The organism is Massiliimicrobium timonense, assembly GCF_002160865.1.
Classification (GTDB): domain Bacteria; phylum Bacillota_I; class Bacilli_A; order Erysipelotrichales; family Coprobacillaceae; genus Allocoprobacillus.
Window position 1 is genome coordinate 18,464 of record NZ_NFLJ01000034.1, and the last position, 18,556, is coordinate 37,019.

Annotated in this window: 20 protein-coding genes; 14 read left to right on the forward strand and 6 right to left on the reverse strand. The window is 32.0% G+C overall.

Features of this window, described 5'->3' with window-relative positions; translation table 11 throughout:
• Nucleotide 1 precedes the first annotated feature (1 nt).
• From B5E75_RS11000 to B5E75_RS11040, 11 genes are all read left to right on the forward strand, one after another.
• Nucleotides 2-1,069 (forward strand): baseplate J/gp47 family protein, encoded by a 1,068-nt coding sequence (locus tag B5E75_RS11000; RefSeq protein WP_087359190.1) that lies wholly within the window; start codon nt 2-4, stop codon nt 1,067-1,069.
• On the forward strand, nt 1,062-1,844 hold the full coding sequence (locus B5E75_RS11005) for a putative phage tail protein (protein ID WP_087359192.1): 783 nt from the start codon (nt 1,062-1,064) through the stop codon (nt 1,842-1,844). The genes B5E75_RS11000 and B5E75_RS11005 overlap by 8 nt, the downstream gene beginning before the upstream one ends.
• A gap of 9 nt (nt 1,845-1,853) precedes the next feature.
• On the forward strand, nt 1,854-3,647 hold the full coding sequence (locus tag B5E75_RS11010) for a phage tail-collar fiber domain-containing protein (protein ID WP_087359194.1): 1,794 nt from the start codon (nt 1,854-1,856) through the stop codon (nt 3,645-3,647).
• A 352-nt stretch (nt 3,648-3,999) separates the two neighbouring features.
• Nucleotides 4,000-5,064 carry a reverse transcriptase domain-containing protein gene (locus B5E75_RS11015; protein ID WP_087359196.1) on the forward strand — a complete coding sequence of 355 codons (1,065 nt, stop codon included), beginning with the start codon at nt 4,000-4,002 and terminating at the stop codon, nt 5,062-5,064.
• Nucleotides 5,061-5,315, forward strand: a complete 255-nt coding sequence (locus tag B5E75_RS11020) for a hypothetical protein (RefSeq protein ID WP_087359198.1) — start codon at nt 5,061-5,063, stop codon at nt 5,313-5,315. The genes B5E75_RS11015 and B5E75_RS11020 overlap by 4 nt, the downstream gene beginning before the upstream one ends.
• 3 nt (nt 5,316-5,318) lie before the next feature.
• Nucleotides 5,319-5,435, forward strand: a complete 117-nt coding sequence (locus B5E75_RS14950; RefSeq protein WP_275086214.1) for a CD1375 family protein — start codon at nt 5,319-5,321, stop codon at nt 5,433-5,435.
• Nucleotides 5,436-5,478: 43 nt separating this feature from the next.
• On the forward strand, nt 5,479-5,604 hold the full coding sequence (locus B5E75_RS14955; protein ID WP_275086215.1) for a CD1375 family protein: 126 nt from the start codon (nt 5,479-5,481) through the stop codon (nt 5,602-5,604).
• Nucleotides 5,605-5,654: 50 nt separating this feature from the next.
• On the forward strand, nt 5,655-5,996 hold the full coding sequence (locus B5E75_RS11025) for a hypothetical protein (RefSeq protein ID WP_087359200.1): 342 nt from the start codon (nt 5,655-5,657) through the stop codon (nt 5,994-5,996).
• Nucleotides 5,997-6,009: 13 nt separating this feature from the next.
• Nucleotides 6,010-6,300, forward strand: coding sequence for a hypothetical protein (locus tag B5E75_RS11030; RefSeq protein ID WP_087359202.1), 291 nt, complete (start codon nt 6,010-6,012; stop codon nt 6,298-6,300).
• Nucleotides 6,301-6,317: 17 nt separating this feature from the next.
• Nucleotides 6,318-7,424 carry a GH25 family lysozyme gene (locus B5E75_RS11035; RefSeq protein WP_087359204.1) on the forward strand — a complete coding sequence of 369 codons (1,107 nt, stop codon included), beginning with the start codon at nt 6,318-6,320 and terminating at the stop codon, nt 7,422-7,424.
• A 145-nt stretch (nt 7,425-7,569) separates the two neighbouring features.
• The gene (locus B5E75_RS11040; protein WP_087359206.1) at nt 7,570-8,313 is read left to right on the forward strand and encodes a carboxymuconolactone decarboxylase family protein; all 744 of its coding nucleotides are present in this window, start codon (nt 7,570-7,572) and stop codon (nt 8,311-8,313) included.
• 41 nt (nt 8,314-8,354) lie between these two features.
• Here the strand turns inward: B5E75_RS11040 and B5E75_RS11045 are convergent, their stop codons facing one another.
• Nucleotides 8,355-9,035 carry a response regulator transcription factor gene (locus B5E75_RS11045; protein WP_087359208.1) on the reverse strand — a complete coding sequence of 227 codons (681 nt, stop codon included), beginning with the start codon at nt 9,033-9,035 and terminating at the stop codon, nt 8,355-8,357.
• Nucleotides 9,036-9,201: 166 nt separating this feature from the next.
• Here B5E75_RS11045 and B5E75_RS11050 point away from each other — a divergent pair, with 166 nt between their 5' ends.
• Nucleotides 9,202-11,280, forward strand: coding sequence for a glutamine synthetase III family protein (locus B5E75_RS11050; protein ID WP_087359210.1), 2,079 nt, complete (start codon nt 9,202-9,204; stop codon nt 11,278-11,280).
• 115 nt (nt 11,281-11,395) lie between these two features.
• A complete protein-coding gene (locus tag B5E75_RS11055) occupies nt 11,396-11,857 on the forward strand; it encodes a GNAT family N-acetyltransferase (protein WP_087359212.1) in 462 nt (153 codons plus the stop codon).
• A 43-nt stretch (nt 11,858-11,900) separates the two neighbouring features.
• Here B5E75_RS11055 and B5E75_RS11060 read toward each other — a convergent pair whose 3' ends face one another.
• The 5 genes from B5E75_RS11060 to B5E75_RS11080 form a co-directional block, all read right to left on the reverse strand.
• Nucleotides 11,901-14,114 (reverse strand): alpha-galactosidase, encoded by a 2,214-nt coding sequence (locus B5E75_RS11060; protein ID WP_087359214.1) that lies wholly within the window; start codon nt 14,112-14,114, stop codon nt 11,901-11,903.
• Between the two features lie 3 nt (nt 14,115-14,117).
• A complete protein-coding gene (locus B5E75_RS11065; protein WP_087359216.1) occupies nt 14,118-14,540 on the reverse strand; it encodes a VanZ family protein in 423 nt (140 codons plus the stop codon).
• Between the two features lie 52 nt (nt 14,541-14,592).
• Nucleotides 14,593-16,011 (reverse strand): glycoside hydrolase family 1 protein, encoded by a 1,419-nt coding sequence (locus B5E75_RS11070; RefSeq protein ID WP_087359218.1) that lies wholly within the window; start codon nt 16,009-16,011, stop codon nt 14,593-14,595.
• 77 nt (nt 16,012-16,088) lie between these two features.
• Nucleotides 16,089-17,141, reverse strand: coding sequence for a glycoside hydrolase family 1 protein (locus B5E75_RS11075; RefSeq protein WP_241146662.1), 1,053 nt, complete (start codon nt 17,139-17,141; stop codon nt 16,089-16,091).
• Nucleotides 17,126-17,890 (reverse strand): glycoside hydrolase family 1 protein, encoded by a 765-nt coding sequence (locus tag B5E75_RS11080; protein ID WP_241146663.1) that lies wholly within the window; start codon nt 17,888-17,890, stop codon nt 17,126-17,128. The genes B5E75_RS11075 and B5E75_RS11080 overlap by 16 nt, the downstream gene beginning before the upstream one ends.
• A gap of 159 nt (nt 17,891-18,049) precedes the next feature.
• Here B5E75_RS11080 and B5E75_RS11085 point away from each other — a divergent pair, with 159 nt between their 5' ends.
• Nucleotides 18,050-18,418, forward strand: a complete 369-nt coding sequence (locus B5E75_RS11085; RefSeq protein ID WP_087359222.1) for a DUF2500 domain-containing protein — start codon at nt 18,050-18,052, stop codon at nt 18,416-18,418.
• The last annotated feature ends 138 nt before the right edge of the window (nt 18,419-18,556 follow it).

Sequence of the window (18,556 nt, forward strand, 5' to 3'; positions counted from 1 at the left end):
CATGGCGTATGAAAATTACAGTTTTGAAAACATATTAAACAGAATGCTTGAATATGTGAGAGATAAAAACAATTCCATTGATACAAGAGAGGGTTCTGTTATTTATGATGGTGTAGCACCAGCATCTATTGAGTTTCAGAATTTATTTATGGAAATGAACGCTTTATTAAATGATACTTTTGCTGATACTGCTTCAAGAGATTATTTAATATTAAGATGTGCGGAAAGAGGTTTAACACCAGAAGAAGCCACCCATGCCATTCTAAAAGGTGAATTTAATATAAATGTTCCAATTGGTTCACGTTTCTCATTAAATGATCTAAATTATACCGTCACTGAAAAAATCAGTGAGTGTATATTTAAATTGCAGTGTGAAACTGCTGGTACAGTAGGCAATTCTTATTTTGGTACAATGATACCTATTGAGTATATAGACGGTTTAGAAACATGTACTTTAACGGAATTATTAATTCCAGGTGAAGATGAAGAAGATACAGAAGTATTAAGACAAAGATATTTTGCCAGTTTTGATACTCGTGCTTTTGGCGGGAATATCAAAGATTATCTTGAAAAAACAAATGGTATACAGGGTGTTGGAAATACAAAAGTTGAACCAGTATGGAATGGTGGCGGTACAGTTCTTCTAGTTATTATTGATTCAACTTACAGAAAAGCTACACAAACATTAGTACAACTGGTTAAAGATACCATTGATCCAGTTCCATATGGTACTGGTCAAGGATTAGCACCAATTGGACATGTAGTAACTGTTAAGACCGTTGATGAAGTTCTAATCAATATCACATCAACATTTACATTCGACCCGTCATATACATTTGAAAGAGTTAAAGAACAGATAGAAACAACATTAAATGATTATATGCTGTCTTTAAGAAAAACATGGGCAAATTCAACAAATTTAATAGTTCGTATCTCACAGATAGAAACAAGATTACTAAACATTGAAGGTATTATTGATATTGCAAATACAAGAATTAACGGTAAATATAGCAATTTAGAATTAGATGAATATGAAATTCCAATTTTCAATTCTATTGTAGATGGCTAGAAAAATTAATATCATTGAATATTTACCAGAGTTCTTACAGAAATATCTTCAATTGAAACTGATATGTGAAGCTGAAAATGTTGTTTTTCAAGAAGCACTCAATGAAATAGGCATCATTAATGATAATCAGTTTATTCTAACTGCAAATAGTCAAGGCTTAAAGAGGTTTGAAAAGATGTTTGGTATTGTAGCATCTAATAATGACAGTCTGGACGTTAGAAGGGCAAAACTGTTATTAAAATGGAATGATAACATAGCATATACCTATACTAATTTTTTAAAAAATTTAGATATTATATGCGGTGAAAAAAATTATATAACAGAAGAACATTTTAGTGATTATTTATTAAAAATAGTCACTTTTTTATATGGTTATGGTCAAGTCAATCAAGTTGAAGAACTGATCAAAACAATGATACCATGCAATATCGTTATAAAAAGTGAAAATAAGATGAATTTTGATATTTGTGGCAGTGCTGAAATAAAATGTAGCTACTCACGTATTGATGTAGTGAATAACAGTGATGATCATAAATATTCATTCAATGTAAACTGTCAAGCTGTTGTTAAAGGTGGATATGTTGAAACAGAAGTTATCAATGCAGATGATAGCATCAAACATAATATTACAAACAATAGTAACTTATATGTATTAACTTCAAATAACAGTATAGAAACAATTAATAACAGTGATGATATAAAAGAAAATATCAATATAGAAATGGAAAATGAATTTATTGGTATTACTAATTTTATTGAAAAAACAGAAAGGTAGGAAATATAAATGTCACAATTTAATAGCATTGTAATTACAAAAAAAGGACAGGCTTTGATGGCTAAAATGTTGGCTGGAACTGGTAATGTTAAATTTACAAAAATTGCTACAAGCACAACTGAATATCAAGACAGCCAGTTAGAAAATTTAACATCATTATCCAATATTAAACAAAATCAAAGTATCAGTAAAATTACAAGACAAAATGATGTAGCAGTAAAAATTGAAGCAGCAATTGACAATAAAAATTTAGAAACTGGATATTATATTAAAACCGTTGGTATTTATGCACAAGACCCAAATGACGGTGAAATATTATATGCAGTTATGACTGCTAATGTAGCTGGTTGGTTACCACCATACAATGGTTTAGGTATTTCAAGCTGTATGTTCAATCTAACTGTAACGGTTGGTAACTCATCAAATGTTTCATTAACTGTATCAACTGGAGCAGTAGCAACGGTTAATGACATTCAAAATTTACAAAATCAAATTACCACACTACAAAGTTATATTGGTTTCAGTGATGAAGATATTTATGGTGTAGAAGTTGATTTTACAAATAAAGTTTTTACCAGATTAGCAGGTGCAGAAAATTTAGTAGCTGGTGAAGATTTTGATGATATTGCACCATGGAACAGAAGAAGATGTAACGTTACTGATGATGGTAAAGTGGTAGCTTATTATGGTGATAGCGGATATACAGAAACTGGAAAATTAACCAGTGCTATTACAATAGAAAGTGGTAAATATGCTGGTACTTATGCAGTTGGAACAAAAGTACAAGTTATGGTGGAACAGCCAAAATTTTACTATAAAGTAGTTCCTTTGAAATTAGAACCTATTACTACTGGTTATGGTTTTCATATGAGAAAGGCAAGATATTATATCTCATCTACACCAAAAGAAGGCTTTAAATTACACCCAGCTTTTGAAGTAAATGGCAGAGAATTAGAAAACATCTATTTAAGTGCATATGAAGGGTCATTATATGATGATTCAGCAAATGCATATATTTTAAATGATGAACAGGTAGCTGATTTCTCAAATGATTTACTTTCAAGTATTGCAAATGCAAAACCAGCAAGTGGACTAACACAAAATTTGAATAGAACTAATATTAGATCACTTGCACATAATCGTGGTGACGGTTGGGAAATTTCATACGCATCAACAGTTTCAGCAACACAGTTACTATTTTTAATTGAGTATGCATCTTTCAATATGCAATCCAAACTTGGCAATGGTGTAACTACTAAAACTGATGATGGAAGTACAAGCATGACAGAAATAACTGGTGCTACAACAAATCTTGGTAATGGAAGTGGTTCAGTAACAAACAGCAATGAATTTAATGTTGTAACTTACAGAGGTGAAGAAAACTTCTTTGGTAATATTTGGACTTGGATTGACGGTATGAACGTTGATAGAAACAGTACAAGTGAACCACAAGTTCATGATATTTATATTGCAAATTATAATTTTGCTGATGGTAGTAAGAACTCATCTTATGAAAAAGTTAATTTTCAAGCATGTTTAACAGAAGGTTATACAAGTGCTTTTGGATATGATGAAAATTTTGATTGGTTATTTGTACCAACAGAAGCTTTAGGAAATTCTAGTGTACCGGTTGGTGACTATTATTACAGAAACGCAAGTTATAACGGTATGTTGGCTGCCCTATTGGGTGGCGGCTGGCATTACGGTGTTACGGCTGGGGGCTTCTATTTGGATTTGCGTAATACCGCTTCTGGTCGTACTCGTGCTCTCGGCGGTCGCTTGGTGTATGTACCGCAAAATTAATCTTAAATAAAATTAAATATATAACATGGGTGCAATAGTGCGATTGTTGTTATATAGCTTTGCACATGGTGAAGAAAAAAAGATTTTTTGCCCTATTAGGTAGCAACTGGAATAACAGTGTTAAAGCTAGGAGCTTCTATTTGAATTTGAATAATACCGCTTCTAATCGTAATCGTAATCTCAGCAGTCGCTTGGAACATGCAGTTAAAAATAAATGAGTAAAAATTATTGCACCCTACCGCTTGGTAAAATAGAAAAATCAAGTAAGTTGTATTGGTAGGTTTTTGAAAGTTTATTTTCAATTTCTCGAAGATTTGACTTCATATGTGCATACAAAGAAAAGGGGTATATTGTGAAACGTGTAGGCTATCTTTATGAACAGATATATTCTATGGATAATTTAAGATTAGCACATAAAAACGCTAGGAAAAACAAGACATGGTATAAAGAAGTTAAGATGATTGATACCAACCCAGATTACTATTTAAAAATATTACAGGACAGTTTAATCAATCATACCTATAAAACTTCTGAATATGAAACTTTCATCAAAAAAGAAAATGGTAAGGAAAGACTAATTTATAAATTACCATATTTCCCTGATCGAGTATGTCAATGGGCTATCCTTCAAGTGATAGAACCAATGTTAATAAAATATTTTACAACCAACACTTATTCAGCAATTCCAGGAAGAGGAACACATAAATGTCTATATGATGTAATTAATGCAATCAAAACTGATACTTATGGTTGTCAATACTGTTTAAAAATAGATGCCAAAAAGTATTACCCATCTATTAATCATGATATTCTAAAAAGTATTTATGCCAGATTGTTCAAGGACAAAGAACTTCTAGACTTGATATATGAAATCATTGATTCAACTGATGGTGATACTGGTATACCTATTGGTAATTATTTATCACAGTATAGCGGTAATTTGTATTTATCACCGTTAGATCACTGGTTAAAAGAACAGAAACACATTAAGCATTTATTTAGATATATGGACGATATAGTCATTTTTGGAAGTTCAAAAGAAGAACTTCATAATTTAAGAATTGAAATGACTTCATTTATGCAATCTAAATTAAAACTGGAAATGAAAGATAATTATCAAGTCTTTCCAACTTATGTTAGGGGTGTTGATTTTGTTGGTTATCGTATCTTTTTGGATTATGTGTTATTAAGAAAATCAACTTGTATTAATTTCAAAAGGAAAATGAATGAAATTAATAAAAAGCGGTTACGTGGTGAAATTATAAGCTATTCTGATTACTGCTCATTCAATTCCTATAAAGGTATTTTGAAACACTGTAATTCATACAGGCTTATTGAGAAATACATGAAACCTTTAGAAAAATACGTTGATTCATATTATAAATTTTATATAAAGAAAGGTGGAAATTTGACATGATCAATCATGGAAAAGTAAGAAGTACAGAAAAACCAGAAAATATATTAATTGATGAAAAAAGTGTTTGGGTTCATACAAATATAGAACCTATATGTGAAACAATTGATGAACATGAATTTAATGGTTATGAATATGATATGATTCAGTATGATAAAGATGAATATATCAAATACATTACTGAAAATCAAAATCAGCAGATTACAGATGTTCAATTAGCATTAGTTGAGATCTATGAAAGTATGGGGGTATAAACTATGGCAAAGGTTTATTATGAATTGATCATCAAAGGTTTAAAGACAATTGATGATGTTCCAGAGAAATTAAAGGAACAGGTTCAAGAACTATTGGATAGTGATTCTAATGATAATTAGAATTTTACTATATATTCTACTTCACATGAAAGGGGTGAAAGAAATGGCTGTAATCTATGCAACTTTGATTGTCAAGGGAAAGAAAACATTTGATCAAGTTCCAGACAAAATCAAAGAACAGGTGAAAGAAGTGCTAATTGATTTGGAAGTACCAGAATTAGCAGAATAAAAAGGGCTTATTTTTAAGCCTTTTTTATTTTTAGAAAGGAGCAAATAAAAATGGATATGATTGAAATTATAAAAACAGTTTTAATGATTATTTTTGGTGGATTAGCTATTTATTTCAAGTGCAATGTAAATTTACAAAAGAAAATCACTGAAATTTCAGCTAAAGCCATTGTTTTTATCAAAGATGCAGAAGAAATATATGCTGACGGAACAAAACAAGGCGGTCAACGTTTTGAATGGGTGGTAAATGAATTATATAAATTGATTCCATCACCATTTAATAAGATTATTACAAAATCAATGATTGCTGAAATTGTTCAGTCAACATTTGATGAAATCAAAGAATATACAAAAATTAAATTAGATAAATTAACAGATACAAAAGAAAATTAGGAAGGGTGACTATATGAAAGAATTATTAATGACAACATATACGATTTCCCTTCCTATTATTTTAGGCTATATCGTATGGATTCTAAAAGAACAGAAAAAATCACGTGATGCAAACTGTGAAGGTACTAAATGTTTGCTAAGGGTTAAATTAATTGAATATCATGACCGTTACATGATGGAAAAATCAATTCCATCATATGCACTTGATAACTGGGTTGAAATGTACAGTGCTTATGAAGGTTTAGGCGGTAATGGTATGGTTAAGGGAATGAATGAAGAAATTCATAGATTACCAATCAAATAAGAAAGGAAGATACAAAAATGAAAGAATATGGATTAGATTTAAGTAAACACAACGGTTCATTAGATTTTAATGCAATCAAAAACAATGGAAACACATTTGTTATTTTGAGGGCTGGATATGGTGTTAGCGGAACTAAAGACCCTAAATTTGATGAATATTATGCTGCTGCTAAAAGTGCTGGTTTAAAAGTTGGTGCTTACTGGTATAGTTACGCTTTAAATGCTGATCATGCAAAAACAGAAGCTAAAAATATGTTAGAAATCATCAAAGGGAAAACATTTGAATATCCAGTTTTTATTGATATGGAGGACGCGGACGGATATAAAAAGAAAAATGGTATGCCATCAAATTCTACCTTGGCATCTATTTGTAATGTTTTTTGTGAATATATTGAAAGCAAGGATTATTATGTTGGTATCTATGCAAGTGAAAGCTGGTTTAATAATCAGTTAAAAACTGTTTCAAGTGCTTATGACAAATGGGTAGCCAACTGGGGAACAAATAATGGAACATTACAATCAGATAAATCAAATGCCTATAAATTGCATCAGTTCACATCAAATTATTCATTAAATGGTAAGAGATTTGATAGAAATATTTCATATCATGATTATGAAACAACAATTAAAAATGCAAAACTTAATGGATTTGGTGAAACTTCAACACAAACACCAGTAAATACACCTTCTGGTTCTACTTTAGATTTAGTTGCTGGTGTCATGCAGAAAAAATACGGTGATGGTGAAGCCAGAAAAGCAGCATTAGGAACACGTTATGATGAAGTTCAAAGTATAATCAATCATATTGCTAATGCTAGTATTGATACACTTGTTAATGAAGTAAAAGCTGGTAAATATGGAAATAACCCAATTAGAAAAACTGTTTTAGGTTCACGTTACCAGGAAGTACAAGACAAGATTAATAACGAAGATAAATCTTCAATTAAAGAAGGTCAAAGCGTTAGAATTAAAAACGGTGCGAAGGATTTAAATACTAAAACAAAGTATGCATCATGGGTTTATAAATTATCTTTTAAAGTCATTCAAGTAAAACAAAACCGTGTTGTTTTTGGGAATTCTAAAAATGAAATCATTGGTGCAACTGATATTTCTAACTGTTACTAACTTGTTACTAGTAGAATGTAATTTTATATAATCTTATATAACTGAACAGTTCAAAAATCAGCGTAATATCATCTTATATAATGTTATGAAATTGAACTAATTTATGTTATAATATCATTAACAATAACAAGAAGGAGTGAAGCTTATGAATCGAATAAAACGTAGTCAAGAAAAGTATGAACAGTTATTTTTAAAGGAACTGACAGTGGATGTGCATGATCCTGAGTTTATGGCACAATTACAAAGATTGATTTTTGGTGAAGTCTTTGATATTGGAAGTTTAACAGATCAACAAAGGGAAATGATAACTTGCACTGTTTTAACTGTTTTACAGACTTTACCACAGCTCAAAGCTCATGTTCAAGCTGCATTGAATGTTGGTGTGACACCTTTAGAGTTAAGAGAAGCTTTTTATCAATGTGCACCATTTATCGGCTATCCAAGAACTTTGAATGCGATTGGTGTTTTTAATGAAGTACTCCAACAAAGAGGTATTGAATTACCTTTAGAGCCTCAATGTGATTTTAATGATGATGAAAGATATGAACGAGGACTTGCGATTCAAAAAGAATTATATGGTGATGAAATTAAAGAACGTTATCAATATTTACCAGAAGAATTTCGTGAGGCATTACCAAGATTTTTAACAGAATGGTGTTTTGGAGATTGTTATACAAGAAAAGCAATGGATATTCAAACAAGAGAATTATTGATTTTTTGTATTTTGACAGCCTTAAATGCAACTGGTCAGCTTTATGCTCATGCATTAGGTAATATAAAAGTAGGAAATTCTTTAGAAGTACTTTATAGTGCATTGATTCAATGTTTACCTTATTTAGGTTTTCCTTGTATTTTTAATGCTTTTCAAGCCATTAAAGAGTTAGCATAAAAAGAGGAGTTCATTTCTTTGAACTCCTCAAAACTTATCTGTTAAAAAGCCATTTTATAACTATCTTTTCCAAAACGTTTAATATATTCCTGTTCATTATTAGCCAATCGTAATTTCATAATGACATTACTAATTAAAGCTGGAATAGATGTCCCATCTTCATATGTAGAAGAACCCCATACTTGTTCAAAAAGATATGACACACCAAAAGGTTGGTATGGATGAGCAATTAAAATAGATAAAAGCTTGTATTCATTTTTAGTCAGTGTCAGTGCTTTTCCATGACATGAACATGTTCTGGCTGTTGTATCCATGACAATATCTTTGAAACGATAGATACGTCTAGGTTTTAAGATTCCATTTTTATAAACAGATTGAATTTTAATATCTAAATCTTTGAGTGCAAAAGGTTCTGTTAAGTAATCATCAGCTCCTGCATTTAATAAAGATTCTAAATAATCAGGAGCAAGAGCATCACTTAATACAATAACAATGGGTTGACCATGTAATTTGATTTGAACTAAAAAATCTCTAATACGAATACGTGGAAAATTATCTTCAATGATGACACAATCATAAATCTGATTTTCAAAATAATTTTCTAAATTTTTATATGTTATGACTTGTTGACAAATATAGTCTTTAGATTCTAAATAGTCTTTGATTTGATTATTGAAATCTTGATGACTGTGAATAATAAGAGCCTTAAATTGTCCAAACATAAAATTTCACCTCCTCATAAGTATAATATGAAATAAGAAAAATACAATAGAATATGAAAATATTTCATGAAATTTTGATTGAATTTATAGATGAGTGTTAAGATTTTATATAGACATGATGATAAGAAATTGATACAATGGTTGAAAAAAGGGGGATGTATTGTTCATGGATATGAATAAGTTACTTGAAAATTATGGATGTTTGACTTTCAGCGATGATGTGATGAGAGAAAGAATTCCAAATTCAACATATAAGGCTTTTCATAAAGCATTAGATCAAGGTGAGCCACTAGCGAAAGAAACAGCTACTGTGATTGCGAATGCGATGAAAATATGGGCTGTAGAAAATGGAGCAACTCATTTTACACACTGGTTTATGCCTATGACAGGTTTAACAGCTGAAAAGCATGATGCTTTTTTAGAGCCTGATGGAAATAAAGCCATTTTAGAATTTAGTGGAAAAACACTAAGAAAAGGGGAACCAGATGCTTCATCTTTTCCAAGTGGGGGATTACGTGCGACTTTTGAAGCACGTGGTTATACAGCATGGGATTGTACTTCACCAGCTTTTGTAAAAGATGGAAGTTTGTATATTCCAACATTATTTTGTTCTTATACAGGAGAAGCTCTTGATAAGAAAACACCTTTATTGAAATCAGTAGATGCTTTAACAAAAGCTTCATGTCGTTTATTACCAATGCTTGGAATGGAAGGTGTGACACATGTTGATGCTTCAGTAGGAAGTGAACAGGAATATTTTTTGGTGGCTGATGAATTTTATCAAAAACGTATGGATTTGAAGTTGACAGGAAGAACTTTATTCGGGGCTATGGCACCAAAAGGGCAAGAACTGGAAGATCATTATTTTGGAAGTTTAAAACGTAAAGTAGCAGCTTTCATGAAAGAATTAGATCATGAATTGTGGAAATATGGGATTCCATCAAAAACAAAGCATAATGAAGTTGCACCAGCACAACATGAAGTGGCTTGTGTTTATCGTAATGTCAATATTACAACAGATAATAATCATTTATTGATGTTGTTGATGCAGGATATTGCTAAAAAACATGGACTGAGATGTCTGCTTCATGAAAAACCATTTGCGGGAGTCAATGGTTCAGGAAAACATGATAACTGGTCTGTTGTGACAAATACGGGAGTGAACTTGTTTAATCCAGGTCCTCATCCTATTGAAAATCTGCCTTTTTTAGCTGCTCTTGCTTGTACTATTAAAGCTGTGGATGAGTTTGCGGATTTATTACGTATGTCAACTGCGACAGCTGGTAATGATCATCGTTTAGGAGCGAATGAAGCACCACCTGCCATTATCTCAATGTTTTTAGGAGAAGATTTGGATAAACTGATTCATGCGATTATTGAAGGAGAAGAATTAGAAAATAATGATAAAGCCAGATTCCAGACAGGCGTTTCTGTTGTTCCTGATTTTTCTAAAGATAATACAGATCGTAATCGTACATCTCCTTTTGCTTTTACAGGTAATAAATTTGAATTTAGAGCAGTTGGTTCTTCACAATCCATTGCTGGTCCTAATACTGTCTTAAATTCTATTTTGGCTTATGAAATGGAAGAAATGGCTGATTTGATTGAACAGGGACAAGAACCAATGGAAGTCATTAAAACATTCTTATCTCAACATCAAAGAATTATTTTCAATGGAGATGGTTACTCTCGTGAATGGGAAGAAGAAGCAAAACGTAGAGGACTTCCAAATCGTAAAAACACAGTGGATGCGATGGAATGTTTAAAAGATGAAAAGAACATTCAAATGTTTAAACGTTTAGGTATTTATAGTGAAATTGAACTTCAGGCACGTTATGAAATCTTGCTTGAAAACTATAATAAAACAATTCAGGTAGAGGCTTTAACGGCTTTAAAAATGGCAAGAAATGAAATCTATCCAGCCGCTTTATCTTATCTAAATCAATTAACACAAACATCTTTGCATATGAAAGAATTAAATATCGGTTGTGATTATGTGATTGATGATGTTAAAAATCTTTCATCATTGTTATCTCAAATGAAAAATCAAATGATGATTTTAGAAAAACATATTGAAAGAGCACAACATGTTCAAGATGATATTTTCGAGATTGCAAAAATATGGCGAGATGATGTTTTAACAACAATGAATACATTAAGAGAAATTGTTGATTCTATTGAAAACAGTGTTGATGAAAAATATTGGCCTATGCCAACATATATGGATTTATTATTTGGTATTTAAAAATCAGCTTTTGCTGATTTTTTATATTGTCAAAATGAAAGGGTAAATAAGTGAAAATGTTTCTTATTTGCAAAGAGTATGTTATAATGGAAATAGCTTTGAAGGGGTGGTGTAGATGAAAACGAGATTATATAAGCAAAGTGATTTAGAGGCTGTATTAAAATTATTTTATGATAATATTCATACTGTCTGTGTGAATGATTATACATTGGAACAATTGGATGCATGGGCACCAAAGGAACCTGATGTTTATCGCTGGCAGGCATCTTTGAATCGAAATCATACATTAGTTGTAGAAAAAGAATCACAGATTATTGGTTTTGGGGATGTTGGTGAAACAGGATATTTAGATAGACTGTATGTTCATCCGGATTATCTACATCAAGGAATTGCTTCTTTAATTGTTGAACAATTAGAAAAATATGCCAAAGCAAAAGGCATTGGCTTTATGAATACTGCGGCTTCTGTGACATCACAGCGATTCTTTGAAAAACAAGGCTATGTTGTTTTACAGGAACAGATTGTGGAAAGACGTGGTGTACGTATGAGAAGATATTTAATGGAAAAGAAACTTTAATGAAAAAGGCTATAAAGAGCATCATTTCTTTATAGCCTTTTACTTATTTGGCTTTTAAAATATATAAACGTGATACATAATCACCGACATGATCCTTGCTTTCACCACTTGATGAATCACTAAGTAATAAACCAATATTCATTAATTCATCACCATAACAATCTATGTCATGAATAGACACATGATATTTTTTGTGTGGGTCTAGTCCTAACAGCTTCACACGATTATATTGAACATTCACTTGTTGTAAAGGACGATAATATCCCACAATCGCAACATCTTTTTGTGAGGAAACAACCATCCATATTGTTTCATTTGTTTCAAATGGACTTCTCAAGCGATAGAATGTGCCAAACTGGAATAGAGAACGATATTTTTTCATGAATTGAACTTCTTGCATGACTTCCTCACGTTCTTTTAAAGAAAGCTCATTTAAATCCAATTCATATCCAAAAGTGCCAAAATAGGCAACATTGGCTCTGGTATGGAGAGGTGTATTTCTAAAAACTTGATGATTAGGAATAGCTGAAACATGAGAACCAATGGAAGATAGAGGATAGACATAAGATGTACCGTATTGAATTTTTAATCGTTCAATCGCATCACTGTTATCACTGGCCCAGCATTGTGGGGCATAATACAACATACCAGGATCAAATCTTCCTCCACCACTGGCACATGATTCAAATAAAATATGTGGGAATTGTGTTGTCAACATATCATAAAGATGATAAACACCTAAAATATATTCATGCATGACACGTCCTTGATGTTCATGGTCATGGCATGAAGAATACACTTCACTCATACTGCGATTCATATCCCATTTGATATAAGAAATGTGTGATGTTGATAAAATTTTATATAACATTTGATAAATGTATTGAACCACTTCAGGATTAGAAAAATCTAAAACATATTGATGACGGCCATGACTTAATGTACGATTGGGTGTCTGTAAAACCCATTGTGGGTGTAAATGATAGAGATTGGAATCTTTATTGACCATTTCTGGTTCAATCCATAATCCAAATTGCATACCTAAATCATTGATTTTTTGAGATAATCCTTGAATACCATGAGGCAATTTTTCAAGATTGGGATACCAGTCACCTAAACCAGCACGATCATGATTTCTATTTCCAAACCATCCGTCATCTAAGACAAAGAGTTCAATACCTAATTCTTTTGCTGTTTTTGCGATAGACAAAATCTTATCTTCATTAAAATCCATATAAGTGGCTTCCCAGTTATTGATGAGAATAGGTCTAACTTGGTCACGATATAGACCTCTTGTTAAACGTTGTTGATAGAGCTGATGATATGTTTGTGACATTGTATTTAATCCATTTGGAGTATAAACCATAACGACTTCTGGTGTCTGAAAGCTTTCATTGGGAGCTAAAGTCCAACAAAAACCAAGTGGATGAATACCCATCATGATACGTGTGACATCATAAGTATCAACTTCAACTTGTGCTAAAAAGTTTCCACTGTATACAAAACTAAAAGCATAGACTTCACCATGATATTCATCACAATTTTTTCTTTTCAATGCGATAAAAGGATTAAAATGATGACTGGAATGACCTCTTAATGAGTATATAGATTGAATGCCATGTTCCAGTTGCCTTGTTTTGACATGTCTTTCTCTTGACCATGCTCCAGTTAATTCAACCATTTCAAAATCACAATCAGGCAAATCTAAAGACATACTCATGATTTGATTTAAAGTCAAAGAATGTGTTCCTTGATTTTCAATTTTAACGTGGCGAGTGATGACGGGTCTATTTTCATAGATTGTATAACTGAGCTGACACTGACATTGAATAACATGATCATATAAAGTGATTATGAGTGTTGTTGCTTCATTTTCATCTTCAATATAAGTGGCAGGTAAACCCTCAAAAGAAGGTTTGCCTTTGAAAATACAATGATTTTGATATTGTAACTCTAGTAAATGGCTGCCATTATCTTGAGTGATATCAATCGCAGGATGACGCATATCACCATGACCATAGGTTGGATATTCTTGTTTAATATGTTCCATTGAGAAAGTCAAATCACCTTCAAATTGACAGGGTGACATAGGACGAGGGAATAGTTCTAATAAATAGTCAAACTGTTCTTTATCATGGACACGCTTTCCATAATAAAGTTGACCAAGTTGATAATTTTTGAGAATTTTAAAAATATAACTGATTGAATCATTATAAAGATGAAATGTTTGGCTTGATTGATGATAAATAATAGGCATATGTTATCTCCTTTGTTTATATTTCAATTTTGTTAATACATCATAAAAAATAATCGTAAGACATCCACCACATGTATCAATAAGTACATCTGTAAACTGTCCGGCTCGACCTCCAATAAATAGCTGGTGCATTTCATCACTACATGCATATAAAAATGTTCCTATAAGAGAGTAAATCATGATTTTTTGGATAGGGTAGTGATTTTTATAAAAACCATAAATCAATGTCAAGGTCAAAAGAGCATATTCGCTCATGTGAGCGGCTTTTCTGACTATAAATTCACTAATGGGAATATGTAAATATGTTTGAATCCATAAAACAATTTGTGAACTTAATCCAGATGATTCACTTCCTGTTTGATGAGAAAACATAAAAATAAGAATCATTAAAAATATTGATGGTATAAAATATTTGATTTTTTTCATGAATGGCACACCTCAAAAACATTATAAAAGAACTTGTCTTTTTCGACAAGTTCTAATCACTTAAATCTTCACCATTAGAAGCAATGACTTTTTTATACCAATAGAAAGAATCTTTACGATAACGTTTTAAAGTTTTAAGATCAAATTCATCTCTATCAACATAAATAAATCCATAACGTTTTTTCATACCTTCATGAGTAGAAATTAAATCAATAGCAGACCAAGGATTATAACCTAACATTTCACATCTATCACTAATCGCAAGTCTGATTTGTTCAATATGTTTTCTTAAATATTCAATACGATATGGGTCATGGACTTTTCCATCTTCTGTTAATGTGTCATAAGCTCCTAAACCATTTTCAGTGACTAATAATGGTAAACGATATCTTGAATACATTTCACGAATAGTGGCTCTAAATCCTTGAGGGTCAATTTCCCAACCAAATTCAGTTGTTGGTAAATATGGATTTTTAAATCCTTTGAACATACCTGTTTCACCACGAGCTGTTTGCTGGTCAGCAGCAGAATCACATTCTACTGTTCCATCTTCCCACTGGCAAGTGGCTGTATTGTAGTAGTTGAATCCAATGAAATCTGGATGTCCGTTTTTCAATGCTTCTGCGTCACCTTCACCAAATTCTGGTGTTGCATCATGTTCTTCTAACCAAGCCCATACAAGATTATTGTAAACACCATAAACAGCCATATCTAAATATAGCCAGTTTCTAACGGCATTATAGTTTTGTGCAGCTAAAACATCTTCAGGTTTACAGCTGGCAGGATAAACAAGTGAAATGTTTGGTGCAGGTCCAATTTTAGCTCCTGGTAACATTTCATGGCATAATGCCATCGCTTTGGCTTGAGCCACTAACATATGATGATTTTGTTGATAAATTTCTTTTAATTCATTTGTACATCCTTCAGGGATTGTTAATGTTCCAATGACAGGACCAACCAAAGTTAACATATTTTGTTCATTGATTGTTAACCAATATTTAACTCTGTCACCAAAGTTTTCAAACATGACTTTCGCAAAATTGACAAACCAGTCAATAGATTCTCTGTTTGACCATGAACCTCTTTGATCTAAGGCAGCAGGCATATCAAAGTGGAACATTGTCACAATAGGTTCAATGTTGTATTTCAAACATTCATTGATTAAATTGTTGTAGAATTCAATTCCTTTAGGATTGACTTCTCCAGTTCCCTGTGGCAAAATTCTTGTCCATGCAATAGAGAAACGATAAGATTTGAATCCCATTTCAGCCATTAAAGCAATATCTTCTTTATAATGATGATAATGATCTGCACAGACTGTTAAATCAGATGTTCCTTCTGGTACTTTTTTAACGTCTTGACATGATGGACCTTTTCCATCTTCTAAATTTGCACCTTCTACCTGATAAGCAGAAGTACTTGCTCCCCAAAGAAAATCTTTAGGAAATGGTTTTAATGTTTTATGTATCATTTTTATTCCTCCCTTATGTTTATTATATAGAAAATTAAAGCTTTTGACTATAAGGAAAAACTTGTTTTGCAACAAGTTTAATCACTTAAATCTTCACCATTAGAAGCAATGACTTTTTTATACCAATAGAAAGAATCTTTTCTATATCTATCTAAAGTTTTTAAATCAAATTCATCTCTATCAACATAAATAAATCCATAACGTTTAACCATACCTTCATGAGTAGAAATTAAATCAACAGCAGACCAAGGACAATATCCTAACATTTCACATCCATCGCTAATTGCTAAACGAACTTGTGAGATATGATCTTGATAATATTTGATACGATATTGATCATGAACTTTTCCATCTTCTGTTAATGTATCATAAGCTCCTAAACCATTTTCAGTGACTAATAATGGCAAACGATATCTTGAATACATTTCACGAATCGTTGCTCTAAATCCTTGAGGATCAATTTCCCAACCGAATTCAGTTGTTGGTAAGTTTGGATTTCTAAATCCTTTATACATTCCAGTAATGCCTTTAGAAGTCTGTTGATCAGCAGCACCAGATAAATCTTCTGTCCCATCAGACCACTGGCAAGTAGCAGTATTGTAGTAGTTGAAACCAATGAAATCTGGATGTCCATTTTTTAAAGCTTCTGCGTCACCTTCAGCAAATTCAGGTGTTGCATCATTTTCTTCTAACCATGCCCAAACAATGTTGTTGTAAACACCATAAACGGCCATATCTAAATATAACCAGTTTCTAATAGCGTTGAAGTTTTGCGCAGCCAAAACATCTTCTGGTTTACAGCTGGCTGGATAAACAAGTGAGATATTTGGTGCTGGTCCAATTTTGGCATTTGGCAACATTTCATGACATAATGCCATCGCTTTGGCTTGAGCAACTAACATATGATGGTTTTGTTGATAAATTTCTTTTAACTCATTTGTACAGCCTTCTGGTAAATGTAAAGTTCCAATCACAGGACCACTTAAAGTTAAAACATTTTGTTCATTGATTGTTAACCAGTATTTAACTCTGTCACCAAAGTTTTCAAACATGACTTTCGCAAAATTGACAAACCAGTCAACAGATTCTCTATTTCCCCAGCTTCCTCTTTCATCTAAGGCTGCAGGCATATCAAAGTGGAACATTGTGACTTTTGTGCGGCTAAAACATCTTCAGGTTTACAGCTGGCTGGATAAACAAGTGAAATGTTTGGTGCAGGTCCAATTTTGGCATTTGGCAACATTTCATGACATAATGCCATCGCTTTGGCTTGAGCCACTAACATATGATGGTTTTGTTGATAAATTTCTTTTAACTCATTTGTGCATCCTTCTGGTAAATGTAGTGTTCCAATCACAGGACCACTTAAAGTTAAAACGTTTTGTTCATTGATCGTTAACCAATATTTAACTCTGTCACCAAAGTTTTCAAACATGACTTTCGCAAAATTGACAAACCAGTCAACAGATTCTCTATTTCCCCAGCTTCCTCTTTCATCTAAGGCTGCAGGCATATCGAAGTGGAACATTGTGACTAAGGGTTCAATACCATATTTTAAACATTCATTAATCACATTATTATAATATTCAATTCCTTTAGGATTAACTTCTCCAGTTCCCTGTGGCAAAATTCTTGTCCATGCAATAGAGAAACGATAAGTTTTAAATCCCATTTCAGCCATTAAGGCAATATCTTCTTTATAACGATGATATTGGTCAGCACAGACTGTTAAATCTGAAGTTCCTTCTGGTACTTTTTTCACGTCTTGACATGATGGACCCTTTCCATCTTCTAAATTTGCACCTTCTACCTGATAAGCAGAAGTACTTGCTCCCCAAAGAAAATCTTTAGGAAATGGTTTTAATGTTTTGTGTATCATCTTTTTTCCTCCTCTTTTTATACAAAAACTATTATAACGAAAACTCTCTTTAAATAGAAAAATTTCCAGAAGTTGAAAATATTTTTTATCAGATGAAAATTTGATATTCATCATTTATACACATGGTTATGTTATGATATCAGTAGGGAGGGAAAAGGCATGATTTTCGTAGAAAATAATAGTTTTGATATGATTTTTATGATTGTTTTTTTTATCATTGCTGGGACATTTCTTTTTATGATTGTCAACGGAATATCCAAGTGGCATCGTAATAATCAGTCGCCAAGACTGACTGTCAAAGCCAAAGTTGTATCTAAACGCATGGATGTTTCTAGTCACTTACATGGAGATAATATGATGGCTCATTCCACAACTTTTTATTATGTTACATTTGAAGTCAAAAGTGGTAATCGTCTGGAATTTGCTTTAAAAGGAAATGACTATGGTATGTTGGCTGAAAATGATGTTGGTGAACTTACTTTTCAGGGAACACGTTATATTTCATTTGTGAGAGAAAAAATGGATTAAAGAGTTATCTTTAATCCATTTCAGACTGTTGACAAAGTGGTAGAATTTTTTATTAAATCTACCACTTCTTTTATTTTTTTATGAAAATTGATAAATTTGTATTGTTTTCCTTATATTTCCTTCTTTTTTATTGGGTGA

What these genes read in the sequence shown, in the direction of transcription:
- B5E75_RS11000 (WP_087359190.1), top strand. Translation starts at nt 2, where the DNA reads ATGGCGTATGAAAATTACAGTTTTGAAAACATATTAAACAGAATGCTT.
- B5E75_RS11005 (WP_087359192.1), top strand. Translation starts at nt 1,062, where the DNA reads ATGGCTAGAAAAATTAATATCATTGAATATTTACCAGAGTTCTTACAG.
- B5E75_RS11010 (WP_087359194.1), top strand. Translation starts at nt 1,854, where the DNA reads ATGTCACAATTTAATAGCATTGTAATTACAAAAAAAGGACAGGCTTTG.
- B5E75_RS11020 (WP_087359198.1), top strand. Translation starts at nt 5,061, where the DNA reads ATGATCAATCATGGAAAAGTAAGAAGTACAGAAAAACCAGAAAATATA.
- B5E75_RS14950 (WP_275086214.1), top strand. Translation starts at nt 5,319, where the DNA reads ATGGCAAAGGTTTATTATGAATTGATCATCAAAGGTTTAAAGACAATT.
- B5E75_RS14955 (WP_275086215.1), top strand. Translation starts at nt 5,479, where the DNA reads ATGGCTGTAATCTATGCAACTTTGATTGTCAAGGGAAAGAAAACATTT.
- B5E75_RS11025 (WP_087359200.1), top strand. Translation starts at nt 5,655, where the DNA reads ATGGATATGATTGAAATTATAAAAACAGTTTTAATGATTATTTTTGGT.
- B5E75_RS11030 (WP_087359202.1), top strand. Translation starts at nt 6,010, where the DNA reads ATGAAAGAATTATTAATGACAACATATACGATTTCCCTTCCTATTATT.
- B5E75_RS11035 (WP_087359204.1), top strand. Translation starts at nt 6,318, where the DNA reads ATGAAAGAATATGGATTAGATTTAAGTAAACACAACGGTTCATTAGAT.
- B5E75_RS11040 (WP_087359206.1), top strand. Translation starts at nt 7,570, where the DNA reads ATGAATCGAATAAAACGTAGTCAAGAAAAGTATGAACAGTTATTTTTA.
- B5E75_RS11045 (WP_087359208.1), bottom strand. Translation starts at nt 9,035, where the DNA reads ATGTTTGGACAATTTAAGGCTCTTATTATTCACAGTCATCAAGATTTC.
- B5E75_RS11050 (WP_087359210.1), top strand. Translation starts at nt 9,202, where the DNA reads ATGGATATGAATAAGTTACTTGAAAATTATGGATGTTTGACTTTCAGC.
- B5E75_RS11055 (WP_087359212.1), top strand. Translation starts at nt 11,396, where the DNA reads ATGAAAACGAGATTATATAAGCAAAGTGATTTAGAGGCTGTATTAAAA.
- B5E75_RS11060 (WP_087359214.1), bottom strand. Translation starts at nt 14,114, where the DNA reads ATGCCTATTATTTATCATCAATCAAGCCAAACATTTCATCTTTATAAT.
- B5E75_RS11065 (WP_087359216.1), bottom strand. Translation starts at nt 14,540, where the DNA reads ATGAAAAAAATCAAATATTTTATACCATCAATATTTTTAATGATTCTT.
- B5E75_RS11070 (WP_087359218.1), bottom strand. Translation starts at nt 16,011, where the DNA reads ATGATACATAAAACATTAAAACCATTTCCTAAAGATTTTCTTTGGGGA.
- B5E75_RS11075 (WP_241146662.1), bottom strand. Translation starts at nt 17,141, where the DNA reads ATGCCTGCAGCCTTAGATGAAAGAGGAAGCTGGGGAAATAGAGAATCT.
- B5E75_RS11080 (WP_241146663.1), bottom strand. Translation starts at nt 17,890, where the DNA reads ATGATACACAAAACATTAAAACCATTTCCTAAAGATTTTCTTTGGGGA.
- B5E75_RS11085 (WP_087359222.1), top strand. Translation starts at nt 18,050, where the DNA reads ATGATTTTCGTAGAAAATAATAGTTTTGATATGATTTTTATGATTGTT.